This is a genomic window from Serratia sp. BNK-17 (assembly GCF_048684935.1).
Classification (GTDB): Bacteria; Pseudomonadota; Gammaproteobacteria; order Enterobacterales; family Enterobacteriaceae; genus Serratia; species Serratia nematodiphila.
This window is the reverse complement of record NZ_JBLQTR010000001.1, coordinates 3,610,294-3,622,892: the sequence shown is the minus strand read 5'-3', so window position 1 is coordinate 3,622,892 and position 12,599 is coordinate 3,610,294. Positions and strand designations below refer to the sequence as shown.

Here is a 12,599-nt window from a genome sequence, read left to right as displayed (position 1 = left end):
CTCAGGAAAATAGCATGGCGCCAGCGGCCAATCCGCTGGTGGACGCCGCCAACCCGCTGCTGAACGCCATTTCGCAGATCCGCCAGTCGGCCACGCACGCCAACCCGGCGCAGCTGCGCCAACAACTGATCGACGAAATGCGCCGCTTCGAGATCCGCGGCCAACGCGCCAATCTGCCGTACGAAGTGATCATCGGCGCGCGTTATTGCCTGTGCACCGCGCTGGATGAAGCGGCGGCGCTGACCCCGTGGGGCAGCAACAGCGTGTGGTCCGGCAGCGGGCTGCTGGTGACCTTCCATAACGAAACCTGGGGCGGCGAAAAGTTTTTCCAGCTGCTGGCCAAGCTGTCGCAGAGTCCGCGTGAGCACATCAACCTGCTGGAGCTGATCAATTATTGCCTGCTGCTGGGCTTTGAAGGCCGCTATCGGGTCATGGAAAACGGCCGTTCTCAGCTGGAAACCATGAAACAGCGCTTGCTGCAGCTGATCCGGACGGTGCGCGGCGGCTACGCCCCTCCCCTGTCGCCTCATGCGTTGGATCTGCCGGTACAGCAAAAACTGTGGCGCCCGCTGGTGCCGCTGTGGGCCTGCGTGGCGCTGACCGGCTTCCTGGCTTCGCTGCTGTTCATCGCCCTCAACTGGCGGCTGGGCGACAACACCAGCCCGGTGCTGGCGGCGATTTACCAAACCAATCTGCCGCAGGTGGCGATCGGTAACCCGGCGCCGGCCGCGCCGCCGACGCTGAGCCTGAAAAGCTTCCTGCGCAAAGAGATCGCCGAAGGGCTGGTGGTGGTGCGCGACGAAGCGCAGCAAAGCGTGGTGATCCTCAAAGGCGACGGGCTGTTCGACTCCGCCGCCACCACGGTGCGCGCCAACTATATCCCGGTCATCGACCGCATCGCCGCCGCCATGAACGGCGTCAGCGGCAAGATCCTGGTCACCGGCTACAGCGACAACCTGCCGATCCGCAGCGCCCGTTTCGCCTCCAACTGGGAGCTGTCGCTGGCGCGCGCCGAAGCGGTCAGCGCCCGCTTGCAAAAACACCTCGCCAACCCGCAGCGGGTCAAGGCCGAGGGCCGCGGCGAGAGCAACCCCGTCGCGCCGAACGATAACAAAGTGAACCGCGCGTTGAACCGCCGGGTAGAAATTACGCTGTTGGTCGCCCCGGAAAACACCCAGGCGGAAATCAACGGCTTGCCGCAAGGAACCGGAAAGTAATGCTCAGTACGTTATTCTCCATCATCACCAGCCGCCTGCTGTGGGGCTTTGTCGGCATTACCGCGCTGGCGTTCATCATCTGGATGATCGGCCCGCTGGTGGCCATCGGCGACTATCGCCCGCTGGAGCCGGAACTCAACCGCCAGATCGCCATTGGCGTCATCTACCTGATCTGGTTCCTGTGCCGCCTGATCCCGCGCCTCTACAGCGCCTGGTTCAACAGCCGCCTGCTGAGCAACCTGCGCGCCGCCGAAACGGTGCCGGCGGAAGACGGCAAGCCCGAGGTTAAACAAGACGATCAGCTGGCGCAGCGCTTCGACGAAGCGGCGCAGTTGCTGAAAAAGGCGCGCTTCGCACCGGGCCAGGGCGACGGCAAACACCGCTGGATGACCCGCTTTAGCCGCCAATACCTGTACCAACTGCCGTGGTATGTGATCATCGGCGCGCCCGGCGCCGGCAAGACCACCGCGCTGGTCAATTCCGGCCTGCACTTCCCGCTGGCGGATCGCTTCGGCAAATCCGCGCTGCGCGGCGTGGGCGGCACCCGCAACTGCGACTGGTGGTTTACCAACGACGCCGTGTTGCTCGACACCGCCGGCCGCTACACCACCCAGGAAAGCCAGCGCGAAGAAGACGCCGGCGAATGGCAAAGCTTCGTCGCGCTGCTGAAAAAATATCGCACCCGCCAGCCAATCAACGGCGTGATGGTCACCATCAGCGTCGCCGATCTGCTGAGCGACAGCGCCGAAGCGCGCGCCGCCCAGGCCAGCGCGCTGCGCAAACGCCTGATCGAACTGCACGAACAGCTGGGCATTCACTTCCCGGTCTATGTGCTGGTGACCAAAACCGACCTGCTCAACGGCTTTATGGCCTATTTCGGCAGCTTCGACAAAGCGCAGCGCGACCAGATCTGGGGATTCACCTTCCCTTACGAACGCTCGCGGCAGCCGGACTTCAACCTGAACGCCGCCTTCGAACAGCAATACGCCCTGCTGCAACAACGGCTAGATGCGGCGCTGCCGGATACGCTGCTGATGGAGCACGACGCGCGCCAACGCGCCGAAAGCTATCTGTTCCCGCAGGAATTCGCCGCGCTGCGCCCGCTGCTCGGCCACTATCTGGAACAGGTGTTCGCCACCTCCAGTTTTGAAACCCGCTTTACCCCGCGCGGCATCTATTTCACCAGCGGCACCCAAGAGGGGCTGCCGTTCGACCGGGTGATGGGCGAACTGAACCGCTACCTGCAGCTGCCGACGGCCAACTCAGGGGCGCAGGCCAACGCGGCCTGGGACAGCGTGGGCCAGGAAACGCCGATCCCGGCGGCCAAGGGCCAGAGCTTCTTCCTGAAAGAGACGCTGGAATCGGTGATCTTCCAGGAGTCCGGGCTGGCGGGCAGCAACCGCTGGTGGGAATACCGCAACCGCGCCCTGCACTGGGCGGGTTACATCGCGCTGGCGGTGGTCCTGGCGGTGCTGGCGATGCTCTGGTTCACCAGCTACGGCAACAACAAGGCCTACCTGACGGAAGTGGCCGCCAAGGTGCCCGGCGTCGAGCGCCAGGGGCAAAACCTGACGCAGGTGGGCAACGGCGACATGTTCTCGCTGCTGCCGTTCCTCAACAGCCTGCTGCACCTGCCGGACAGCCAGAACTTTTCGCTGGACGATCCGCCGTTCACTTACCGCATGGGGCTGTTCCGCGGCGATCAGGTCGGTGACGCCGGCAATGCCCTGTATCAAAAAGCGCTGAAAGAGCTGCTGCTGCCGCAGGTGGCGCAACAGATTGCCACCACGCTGCGCAACGACAACCACGGCGACGCGGACTTCAGCTATGAAGCTTTGAAGGCCTACCAGATGCTGTATCTGCCGAAGCAGTACGACGGCAAATTCCTGCGCGCCTGGGTGATGCTCAACCTGCAGCGCAACCTGCCGCAGGGCAGCACCCAAAAACAGCTGCAGCAGATCGAATGGCACCTGAGCCAACTGCTGGATGCGCAGATCCAGGCCTCGCCCTACGCCAAAGATGAACAGCTGGTGGCGCAGGCGCAGGCCGCCATCAATCGGGCGCCGCTGTCGCAGCGCGTCTATGGCCGCCTCAAGCGCTTGCTGCTGAAACAGACCGACATCAAGCCGGTCAGCCTGGTCGATTTGGCCGGCCCGCAGACCGAGCTGGCGTTCAGCCGCAAAAGCGGCAAACCGGTCACTGACGGCGTGCCGGGCCTGTTCACCTCGCAAGGGTACTGGAAAGCGTTCAACGACAACATCGATCCGGTGACCGATACCCTGCGCAAGGAAGACGTCTGGGTGTTGAACAGCCAGACGCCGGAGCAGAAGAGCGCCGATTTGACCAAGACCATCCGCCAGCTGTACATGCAGGATTTCATCAGCGCCTGGGATGAGCTGCTGGGGGATATCCAACTGGCCAACATCGGCAACCTGACCCAACGCATCAGCAGCGCGCGCCTGCTGTCAGGCAACCCGTCGCCGATGCGCAACCTGCTGGTCAACGTCAGCAAAAACGTCACCCTGCGCGACGAGAAAAGCGACGCCGATTCCCGCTCGCTGCTGGCCAAAACCGAAGACAGGCTGAATCAAAACGCCAACCGCACGCTGGAGGCGCTGTTCACCAACCGGCCGGCCAACGCCGACGGCGACGTGTCGGCCCAGCCGGAACAGCTGGTGATGGCGCACTTCGCGCCGCTGCTGGAGCTGGCGCAAAGCCAGGGCGAAGGCAATAAGGCGATCCCTTTCGACAGCGTGCTGAAACAGGTCGATGAGCTGTACAGCTACCTGACGGCGGTGCAAGGCGCGGCCAACAGCGGCATGTCGGCGCCGCCGAGCGACATCATCCCGCGCCTGCAGGCCGAGTCCGGCCGCTTGCCGGTGCCGTTCAAACAGATGCTGCTGTCACTGGCGATCGGCGCCAGCAGCGACACCCAGCGCAAAGAGATGGAGAACGTGAAAAAGCGCATCAGCTTCGAGGTCGGCAGCTTCTGCCGCCAGGCGATCGCCGGGCGTTATCCGCTGGTGGCCCGGGCGCGCCAGGAAGTGACGCCGGACGATTTGGCGCGCATGTTCGCGCCGAACAGCGGGCTGATGGACAGCTTCTTCCGCGACAACCTGCAGGGCAAGGTCGACACTACCCGCGCCAACTGGCGCTTTACCCCCGGCGTGGACGGCAAGACGCTGCCCGGCGGCGAAGGCATCTTGCGTTCGTTCCAGCAGGCGCAGCGCATCCGCGACGCCTTCTTCGCCAACGGTACCGCGACGCCCTCGTACCGCGTGACCGTGCGGCCGGTGCGGATGGATAACGACATCCTCAACCTGACGCTGGATATCGACGGGCAGCTGTTCAAATACAGCCACGGCCCGCAGGTGCCGCTGGTGGTCAGCTGGCCGGGCACCCGCAATACCAACCAGGTGCATCTGCAGCTGGCGCTGGCCAACGGCACTACCGCCAGTCTGGTGACCAGCGGGCCGTGGGCGCTGAACCGCCTGGTGGATATGGCGCAGTCTTCGGGCACCGGCGGCCTCGGCCGTCAGGCGACGTTCAATCTCGACGGCCACCGCGTCACGCTGGAGTTCACGCCCAACAGCATTCGCAATCCGTTCCAACTGCCGGCCTTCTCGTGCCCGTAGCCCCGAAAGGACATGACCATGAGCACTGATTCAAGCGCCCCGACGAGCATCGGCTGGTACGGCAAACTTCCTTCCGCCGGTGACTTCCTGCAACGCCGTTTGCCTGACCCGGTGGTCAACAACTGGGCTCACTGGTTCCATAACGGGCTGGTGAATTTGCAGCGCGACGCGCAGGGGCCAAACGATCACCCGTTCAGCAACGCGCCGGTGTGGAACTTCGTGATCCCCGCCACGCTCGGCAGCCAGTACGTGCAGATGGGCTGCCTGTTGCCGGCGCGCGACCGCGTCGGGCGGCGTTACCCCATCTGCGCGCTGCGCCTGTTCAGCCAACAGGATTGGCGCCCGCAACAGCTGAACATGGCGGCGAGCTGGTACCAACAGCTCGGCCATACCCTGCTGAACGGCGTGCGCAACGGCTTCTCCGCCGAACAGATCGACCGCACGCTGCAGGCGATCCCGACGCTGCCCAGCCCACCGGCGGAAGCGGACTCCGAGATATTGTCGATTATCGGGTTCCAGCATCCGGACGTGCCGGGCCTCGGCTGGCAACAGGCCGCCGACTGTTTCGATCCGGCGCAGTACACCAGCTTCTGGTGGACCAACCAGGCCGACGGACACCCGCTCTACACCCACGTGCACAGCGGCAACCTCACCGTGCAGCTGTTTTCACTGCTGTTCGAGCCCAACGGCTGGGCGCGCCCCGGCCGCGGCGGCCAGTACCCGCAAATGTTTGATTAACATCGCTCGTTGAAGGAAATTTTATGGCTATCGACACCGATACCCTGCTGGCCCCGGTTGACGCGGACACGCCCTGCGGCGACAACCTGGAATACGACGCCGACTTTCTGGCCATGGCGCGCGCCGCCACCGGCAAGGCCGAACAACAGTTCGGCAGCACCATCATTCCGGAAGAGGCGCCGGACTGGGTGCAGGTCGAGCGCCTCGCAAGCTCGCTGCTGGCGCGCACCAAAGACCTGCGCGTCATGCTGTATCTCACCCGCGCCTGGACCCAGCTGCGCGGATTGCCGGGCTATGCCGACGGGCTGACGCTGATCCACCAGGCGATACTCCGCTACTGGGATGCCCTGCAGCCGCCGCTGGAGTTCGACGGCGAGGCCGACCCGCTGTTTCGCATCAACGCACTGGCCGACCTTGGCGACAAGGCCGCGCTGGCCGCCAGCGTGCGCGCCGCGCCGCTGCTGAAAAGCGCCGCCGGTGAAATCTCGCTGCGCGATGCCGGCGCCCTGCTCGACGGCAGCAAGCAAGAGTGCCCCAACTTTCCCGGCGGCCGCGCACGGCTGCAGGATGAACTGGCGCAGCAGGATCGCCCCGAAGGCGCGCTGGTGATGCATATCGCCAACACCCTGGCCGCCATTCGCAGCGAAGTCACCCGCCATCTGGGTGAAAGCGCGCTGCCGGAAATGAGCGCGCTGACCAAGGTCTTTTCGCTGGTGGCGCTTGCTGGCCAGAGCGAGGCCCCGGCCGCCACCGAAGCGGACGCCACACAGGAAACCGCCGCTGAGCAGCCACCGGCCGCCGTGCAGAGCGCCTCTGCCCCACTCAACTGGCGCAGCGCGCAGATCCAGTCGCGCGACGACGCCCAGCTGATGCTGGACAAGGTGAAAAACTATTTTCGTCTTCATGAGCCAAGCCACCCGGCGCCGCTGATGATCGATCGGGTACAGCGACTGATTACGCTGGACTTTATGCAAATCGTCCGCGATTTGGCGCCCGATGGGCTTAACCAACTGGAGACCATTCTCGGTCGCCCCGACAACGAGGAGAACAGCTAGCCGCCGACTTTTGTTCTCTTGACGACACCCGATACCGTCTGCCCCTGCGCAGACCCGAATCAGAACCTGACTCTCCCAGCCGGACGAGGCGCGTTCCCAATCGCCATTAGATGGAGTAAATCATGTCAAACTCGAAATCCCGCAGCGGGCAGAAATTCATCGCCCGCAACCGCGCGCCGCGCGTACAGATTGAATACGATGTCGAAATTTATGGCGCAGAGCGCAAAATCCAGCTGCCGTTCGTGATGGGCGTGATGGCGGATCTGGTGGGGAAAGCGGTCGATCCGCAAGCCAGCGTGGAAGAGCGCAAGTTCATGGAAATCGACGTCGACAACTTCGACGAGCGCATGAAATCGCTGAAGCCGCGCGTCGCTTATCAGGTTGACAATACCCTGACCGGCGAAGGCAAGCTGAACATCGATCTGACCTTCGAAAGCATGGAAGACTTCTCCCCCGCCGCTATCGCCCGCAAGGTCGACGCGCTGGACAATCTGCTGGACGCCCGCACCCAGCTTTCCAACCTGCTGTCCTACATGGACGGTAAAAACGGCGCCGAGGAGCTGATCTCCAAGATCCTGCAAAACCCGGCGCTGCTGAAATCCCTGACCGACGCGCCGAAGCCGGCGGTTAACGATGACAACAACGAGCGTGAGGATTAATCGATGAGCAACTCGCCTCAGCAACAAAATGCGTTGCAAACCACCGAGACTTTTTCCAGCGATGAGTTCAGCGCGCTGTTGAACAAAGAGTTCCGGCCGAAGACCGATCAGGCCAAAGAAGCGGTCGAGAACGCGGTGAAAACTCTGGCGCAGCAGGCGCTGGAAAATACCGTCACCGTTTCTTCCGACGCCTACCGCACCATCCAGGCGCTGATCGCGGAAATCGACGAAAAGCTGTCGCAGCAGATCAACCAGATCATTCACCACGACGATTTCCAGAAGCTGGAAGGCGCGTGGCACGGCCTGCACTACCTGGTCAACAACTCTGAAACCGACGAGATGCTGAAGATCCGTTTCATGAGCATTTCCAAGCAGGAGCTGGGCCGCACGCTGAAGCGTTATAAAGGCGTGGGCTGGGATCAGAGCCCGATCTTCAAGAAAATCTACGAAGAAGAGTATGGCCAGTTCGGCGGCGAGCCCTTCGGCTGCCTGGTGGGCGACTACTACTTCGATCACAGCCCGCAGGACGTGGAGCTGCTGGGTGAAATGGCCAAGATCGGCGCCGCCTCACACTGCCCGTTCATCGCCGGCACCGCGCCAAGCGTGATGCAGATGGAGTCCTGGCAGGAGCTCTCCAACCCGCGCGATCTGACCAAGATTTTCCAGAACACCGAATACGCCGCCTGGCGCAGCCTGCGCGAATCGGAAGACGCGCGCTACCTGGGCCTGGTGATGCCGCGCTTCCTGGCGCGCCTGCCGTATGGCATCCGCACCAATCCGGTGGACGAGTTTGACTTCGAAGAAGATACCGACGGCGCGACCCACGGCAACTACACCTGGACCAACGCCGCCTACGCCATGGCCGCCAACATCAACCGTTCGTTCAAAGAGTTCGGTTGGTGCACCGCCATTCGCGGGGTGGAATCCGGCGGCGCGGTGGAGAACCTGCCGTGCCATACCTTCCCCAGCGACGACGGCGGCGTGGACATGAAGTGCCCGACCGAGATCGCCATCAGCGATCGTCGCGAAGCCGAGCTGGCCAAAAACGGCTTTATGCCGCTGGTGCACCGCAAAAACTCTGACTTCGCCGCCTTTATCGGCGCGCAGTCGCTGCAGAAGCCGGCGGAATACTACGACGCCGACGCCTCCGCCAACGCCCAGCTTTCCGCGCGCCTGCCATACCTGTTCGCCTGCTGCCGCTTCGCGCACTATCTGAAGTGCATCGTGCGCGACAAAATTGGCTCCTTCCGCGAGCGCGACGATATGGAGCGCTGGCTGAATGACTGGATCATGAACTACGTGGACGGCGATCCGGCCAACTCATCGCAGGAAACCAAGTCGCGCAAACCGCTGGCCGCGGCGGAAGTGCAGGTGGAAGAGATCGAAGACAACCCGGGCTACTACAGCGCCAAGTTCTTCCTGCGCCCACACTACCAGCTGGAAGGCCTGACCGTTTCTCTGCGCCTGGTGTCGAAGCTGCCTTCGCTGAAGCAAAACGACGCGTCCTGATGGACTGAAGTCAGGCCGCGGTAGTGCGGCCTGGCTGATACATTAACCTCATCACAGGGAAAGAAAGATGAAGACAAAGCGGTTTTATCTGGCATCGCTGTTGGCAGTCGTCTGCTCGCTCTCCGCCGCGCCGCCAGCTTTCGCAGAGCAGACATCGATAGCGCATTTGACGTCCGATGATGTCAATCTGCCAGGCAGCGACTTTTTCCGTTTCTATCGCAGTACAGATAAACAGGAAAAAGAGAAAGCGCGAATTTATTTGCTGGGCGTGCTGGACGCGACAGAAGGAAAAAGCTGGTGCCAATACAGCCAGCTACAAACCGTCACTCTGCAGGAGTTTGTGTTCGAATTCTTTAATAAACTTCCCGCTGCGCGCCTGCACGAAAGGGCTGCCCCCCTGATTGAAGAGGCTCTGGCGACTCGCTTCCCCTGCAAAGGAGGCAAAGCATGAAACCTTTATATCGTCAGCTAAAAAGCAGCCATTACTCCTCTGATTACTCTAGCCCGGGATATTTGGCAGCAGAAGCCGTTTACGCTGAGATTGGCTATGAGCTTGATACGCTTCTAAAGCAAAATCCTGGTTATGCCAATACCTGTGCCGTCCGCATGAGCCTGGCGCTGTTGAAAACCGGTATCAGCTTCAAAGGCCGCCTGCCAATCAAGAAAGGCGCCTATAAGGGTAAAACGATTGAACCGTGAGCCAAATTGCTGGCCGATCAGTTGCATCGCTCCAGTAGTTTTGGCAAAGCCAAAATTTTCTTTAATGCTCCAGATGCAGAGAAAGGTATTGGCAATAAAAAAGGAGTCGTGTTCTTCAATAAGATCACTAACTATGATGGCGGACACATTGATCTTATCGAACCAGAAAACTCGCTATTAACCTGCCATTCCCATTGCTATTTTAACTGCAAAGAGGTCTGGTTTTGGAAGTTGAGCTAGTGTTCCATCGGCTTATCAGTAAATGCATGAAGTTTGGTTTAACTGCATGCTTGCTTATCACCTCATTAAGGCTGCAAGCAGCGCCGATTCAGGATCCGGTGGCATTTATCAAACAGATGCCTTATCACCAGGTCGTAAAAGAACTGGCATTGTCACGCTGCCTGGCACAGGTCTCCGATTCGGATAAGGCATTCTCTCTTGATGCAGCCAGAACGGCGAATGCGATGAGAGAATGGATGCCATTCGATATCGAATCAGGTGATGAGAAAATCAATGCTCTCATCGGCAAATATAAATCCAGAATCAATGAGTTTCACAGCGAAACCAAAGACAAGAGTCAAGGTGTCACCTTAAACTGCCTGCGGTTGTACCATAGTACGGAATTGGACAAGCTTTCCCGACAGCTCATAGCAGGCAATCCAGAACGAACATGGAACCAAGACAACGCGAAATAATTAAGCATTGAGCCATTAGCACTTAATAGTGGCTCGGTAACCCGTACCGATAATTTTCGGTATTTAAGAAGGTGCATGGCACAAGGATATAAATTGGTAATGCATTACCACACTTGCAATTCCTGCTGCTATTACCTGAGTTTTTCAACGTAACGTTAATACTACTGTTAACCCTTAATAAAGAGTGAAGAAACTATGGCTATTGATATGTTCCTGAAAGTTGAAGGTGCCAGCGGCGAATCCAAAGATTCGAATCACAAAGGCTGGACCGACATTACTTCTTTCTCCTGGGGCGCTTCTCAACCGGGCAATATGGGCGTTGGCGGCGGCGGCGGCGCCGGCAAAGTGTGCTTCAACGATCTGCACGTCAACGCGCTGATCGACAAGTCAACCCCGGCCTTGCTGAAACACTGCTCAAGCGGCAAACACCTGACCAAGATTGAGCTGTCGGTTTGCAAGGCGGGCGGCACCCAGGTTGAATACGCCAAAATCACCCTGGAAGACGTGCTGGTCACCGCCGTGCAGTACACCGGTGCAGGCGGCGAAGACACCGTGGGCGTCACCTACTCCTTCCAGGCGGCGAAAGTGAAACAGCAGTACTGGGAGCAGAGCGACAAAGGCGGCAAAGGCGCCGAAAGCAGCGCAGGTTGGAACATCAAGGAAAACCGCGAAGCTTAATTGTTATACAACCTCCCCGTTATGGGGAGGTTGGTTTGGCAAGCGATGTATTTTAGATAAGGAAATCATGATGAAAGCGATTAGAAAAGGTGACAGAGGAAATCACGTAAAATCATTGCAAGAATTGCTTAATAAACAGGGGGCTATTCTTAACTCTGATGGCATATTCGGTCTAAAGACTGAATTAGCAGTAAAAAAAGTGCAACGTAAAAAAGGTCTGCATGTTGACGGCATCGCTGGTCGAAAAACATTCTTAGCCCTGGGTTCACACGTCGAAACTCGAGCACCACAACCTCCTATCGGTGGTAGTGCAGGTCGTCAAGGTCCCGGAGCTATGGGCATTTCACAAAGCGGTTTAAGGTTTATCTTTAATATTGAAGCATGGCGCGGAGTAAGTAACCACCTACATTGGCCTGGCGGTGCAAGCGGGGTCACTCTGGGGCCGGGTTATGATATGAAAGCTCGCTCTATAGAATCAATAAAAAATACCATGATCGCGATTGGATTAGACAGCGCAACTGCAGATAAAATCAGTGCAGCCGCCGGGTTACATCATCAGCAAGCTAAAGACTTCGCGAAAGAAAATCACAATTTAGTGGTTTTAACCGACACACAGGAAACGGAACTACTTAAATTTATAGTACCTGCCTATGAAAGAGCTATTAGGAATAAAATTCTTGTTCCACTCACACAACAAGAGTTTGATGCGTTAGTCTCCTTTGCTTATAATCCAGGTGGTCGACTCAACAACGTCGCAGCATTCATTAATCAGAGCAAAATATCTGATGCAATGACAGAAATAAAACGTGCCATTACCTCAGGTGGAAAAGTGATGAAAGGGCTGATAAACAGAAGAAATTACGAAGTCGAGCTCTATTTAAATGGAAACTATCGCTAAGGAATTCGCCACAATGAAATTATCTGCATTTTTAATTAGTAGCGTATTTTTCTCACTTACTGCATGTGCAGCAGAAAAAAACGTTAATACCCCAACATCATCAACTATTGATGGCTTATGGCAAGTGACTCAGGTCAACATAGACAATGAGACTACCCGCACGCTTAGCTATCAACTTAACGACCCTCGATTACTAGGAAGGGTAATCAATATTTCCACTAAATCAATAGAAAACAATCTGCCTGAAAAAGACGTCTGCACAGCGCCAACCTTAAGTATTGAGAGAAGCACGCTAAATCAATTCATCGGTAAGTCGATGGGCGGAGATAAAAGCATCTCGGCTAAAAACTATGCATTGAATGAAAACGGCCAAGCAGAAGTCTCTCTTTTCAAGATCGCTTGTCACTCCGGATCATTCGGCCCATCCGATAATGGTGCAGGCTCCAGCTTTGCCGCTCTCAATCCAAAAAAAATGCTGGTTAATTGGTACGATGGTTCGCTACTGCAATTAGAACGGTTACCGAAAGATCCTAAACCTGCAGCGTCTTTCGACTGTGCCAAATCTACAAGCGTTGTTGAAAAAACTATCTGCTCAGACTTCAATTTATCCGCCTATGACAAAAGCGTTTCCCAAGCTTGGCTGTTGGCAAAAAAGCAGGCGACCGATGTAGGGGATAAAAAACTGGCGGCTTCTTTAAACAGCACGCAAAGATCTTGGTTACTGCAAAGGGATAAATGCCGAGATGACAAAGATTGCCTGGCCGATACGATGCAAAAACGAATCGATGCACTTACGTCACACGATTAAAACTGCGT

The 12,599-nt window shown here is 58.1% G+C and carries 13 protein-coding genes; all 13 read left to right on the top strand.

What is annotated here, in order from left to right; genetic code table 11:
* Nucleotides 1-14: 14 nt before the first annotated feature.
* The 13 genes from ACMGF7_RS17190 (at nt 15) to ACMGF7_RS17130 (ending at nt 12,591) form a co-directional block, all read left to right on the top strand.
* Nucleotides 15-1,217 carry a DotU family type VI secretion system protein gene (locus tag ACMGF7_RS17190; RefSeq protein ID WP_004934945.1) on the top strand — a complete coding sequence of 401 codons (1,203 nt, stop codon included), beginning with the start codon at nt 15-17 and terminating at the stop codon, nt 1,215-1,217.
* Nucleotides 1,217-4,852: a type VI secretion system membrane subunit TssM gene (gene tssM / locus ACMGF7_RS17185; RefSeq protein ID WP_197799134.1), complete on the top strand. Its 3,636-nt coding sequence runs from the start codon at nt 1,217-1,219 to the stop codon at nt 4,850-4,852. Before ACMGF7_RS17190 ends, tssM begins: the two co-directional genes overlap by 1 nt.
* 18 nt (nt 4,853-4,870) lie before the next feature.
* The gene (gene tagF / locus ACMGF7_RS17180) at nt 4,871-5,590 is read left to right on the top strand and encodes a type VI secretion system-associated protein TagF (RefSeq protein ID WP_049240651.1); all 720 of its coding nucleotides are present in this window, start codon (nt 4,871-4,873) and stop codon (nt 5,588-5,590) included.
* Nucleotides 5,591-5,613: 23 nt separating this feature from the next.
* Nucleotides 5,614-6,645 carry a type VI secretion system protein TssA gene (gene tssA / locus ACMGF7_RS17175; protein WP_033643554.1) on the top strand — a complete coding sequence of 344 codons (1,032 nt, stop codon included), beginning with the start codon at nt 5,614-5,616 and terminating at the stop codon, nt 6,643-6,645.
* A gap of 122 nt (nt 6,646-6,767) precedes the next feature.
* Nucleotides 6,768-7,304, top strand: coding sequence for a type VI secretion system contractile sheath small subunit (gene tssB, locus ACMGF7_RS17170; protein WP_015378282.1), 537 nt, complete (start codon nt 6,768-6,770; stop codon nt 7,302-7,304).
* 3 nt (nt 7,305-7,307) lie between these two features.
* Nucleotides 7,308-8,813, top strand: a complete 1,506-nt coding sequence (tssC, locus tag ACMGF7_RS17165; RefSeq protein WP_004934958.1) for a type VI secretion system contractile sheath large subunit — start codon at nt 7,308-7,310, stop codon at nt 8,811-8,813.
* Nucleotides 8,814-8,880: 67 nt separating this feature from the next.
* Nucleotides 8,881-9,264, top strand: a complete 384-nt coding sequence (locus ACMGF7_RS17160) for a Rap1a/Tai family immunity protein (RefSeq protein WP_047574724.1) — start codon at nt 8,881-8,883, stop codon at nt 9,262-9,264.
* Nucleotides 9,261-9,512, top strand: a complete 252-nt coding sequence (locus ACMGF7_RS17155) for a hypothetical protein (protein ID WP_420286549.1) — start codon at nt 9,261-9,263, stop codon at nt 9,510-9,512. Before ACMGF7_RS17160 ends, ACMGF7_RS17155 begins: the two co-directional genes overlap by 4 nt.
* Before the next feature lie 6 nt (nt 9,513-9,518).
* Nucleotides 9,519-9,752 (top strand): T6SS effector amidase Tae4 family protein, encoded by a 234-nt coding sequence (locus ACMGF7_RS17150; RefSeq protein WP_420286548.1) that lies wholly within the window; start codon nt 9,519-9,521, stop codon nt 9,750-9,752.
* A 26-nt stretch (nt 9,753-9,778) separates the two neighbouring features.
* Nucleotides 9,779-10,207, top strand: a complete 429-nt coding sequence (locus ACMGF7_RS17145; protein ID WP_197799780.1) for a T6SS amidase immunity protein Tai4 family protein — start codon at nt 9,779-9,781, stop codon at nt 10,205-10,207.
* Nucleotides 10,208-10,402: 195 nt separating this feature from the next.
* A complete protein-coding gene (locus ACMGF7_RS17140; RefSeq protein WP_004934962.1) occupies nt 10,403-10,885 on the top strand; it encodes an Hcp family type VI secretion system effector in 483 nt (160 codons plus the stop codon).
* A gap of 67 nt (nt 10,886-10,952) precedes the next feature.
* Nucleotides 10,953-11,783 carry a pesticin C-terminus-like muramidase gene (locus ACMGF7_RS17135; RefSeq protein WP_274851889.1) on the top strand — a complete coding sequence of 277 codons (831 nt, stop codon included), beginning with the start codon at nt 10,953-10,955 and terminating at the stop codon, nt 11,781-11,783.
* 13 nt (nt 11,784-11,796) lie between these two features.
* The gene (locus ACMGF7_RS17130) at nt 11,797-12,591 is read left to right on the top strand and encodes a lysozyme inhibitor LprI family protein (RefSeq protein ID WP_075201885.1); all 795 of its coding nucleotides are present in this window, start codon (nt 11,797-11,799) and stop codon (nt 12,589-12,591) included.
* Nucleotides 12,592-12,599: the final 8 nt, after the last annotated feature.

Excerpts from the sequence above, each read along its gene's own strand:
- ACMGF7_RS17160 (WP_047574724.1), top strand. The coding sequence starts at position 8,881 with ATGAAGACAAAGCGGTTTTATCTGGCATCGCTGTTGGCAGTCGTCTGC.
- ACMGF7_RS17140 (WP_004934962.1), top strand. The coding sequence starts at position 10,403 with ATGGCTATTGATATGTTCCTGAAAGTTGAAGGTGCCAGCGGCGAATCC.
- ACMGF7_RS17130 (WP_075201885.1), top strand. The coding sequence starts at position 11,797 with ATGAAATTATCTGCATTTTTAATTAGTAGCGTATTTTTCTCACTTACT.
- ACMGF7_RS17190 (WP_004934945.1), top strand. The coding sequence starts at position 15 with ATGGCGCCAGCGGCCAATCCGCTGGTGGACGCCGCCAACCCGCTGCTG.
- ACMGF7_RS17145 (WP_197799780.1), top strand. The coding sequence starts at position 9,779 with ATGAAGTTTGGTTTAACTGCATGCTTGCTTATCACCTCATTAAGGCTG.
- tssM (WP_197799134.1), top strand. The coding sequence starts at position 1,217 with ATGCTCAGTACGTTATTCTCCATCATCACCAGCCGCCTGCTGTGGGGC.
- ACMGF7_RS17135 (WP_274851889.1), top strand. The coding sequence starts at position 10,953 with ATGATGAAAGCGATTAGAAAAGGTGACAGAGGAAATCACGTAAAATCA.
- tssC (WP_004934958.1), top strand. The coding sequence starts at position 7,308 with ATGAGCAACTCGCCTCAGCAACAAAATGCGTTGCAAACCACCGAGACT.
- ACMGF7_RS17155 (WP_420286549.1), top strand. The coding sequence starts at position 9,261 with ATGAAACCTTTATATCGTCAGCTAAAAAGCAGCCATTACTCCTCTGAT.
- tagF (WP_049240651.1), top strand. The coding sequence starts at position 4,871 with ATGAGCACTGATTCAAGCGCCCCGACGAGCATCGGCTGGTACGGCAAA.
- tssA (WP_033643554.1), top strand. The coding sequence starts at position 5,614 with ATGGCTATCGACACCGATACCCTGCTGGCCCCGGTTGACGCGGACACG.
- tssB (WP_015378282.1), top strand. The coding sequence starts at position 6,768 with ATGTCAAACTCGAAATCCCGCAGCGGGCAGAAATTCATCGCCCGCAAC.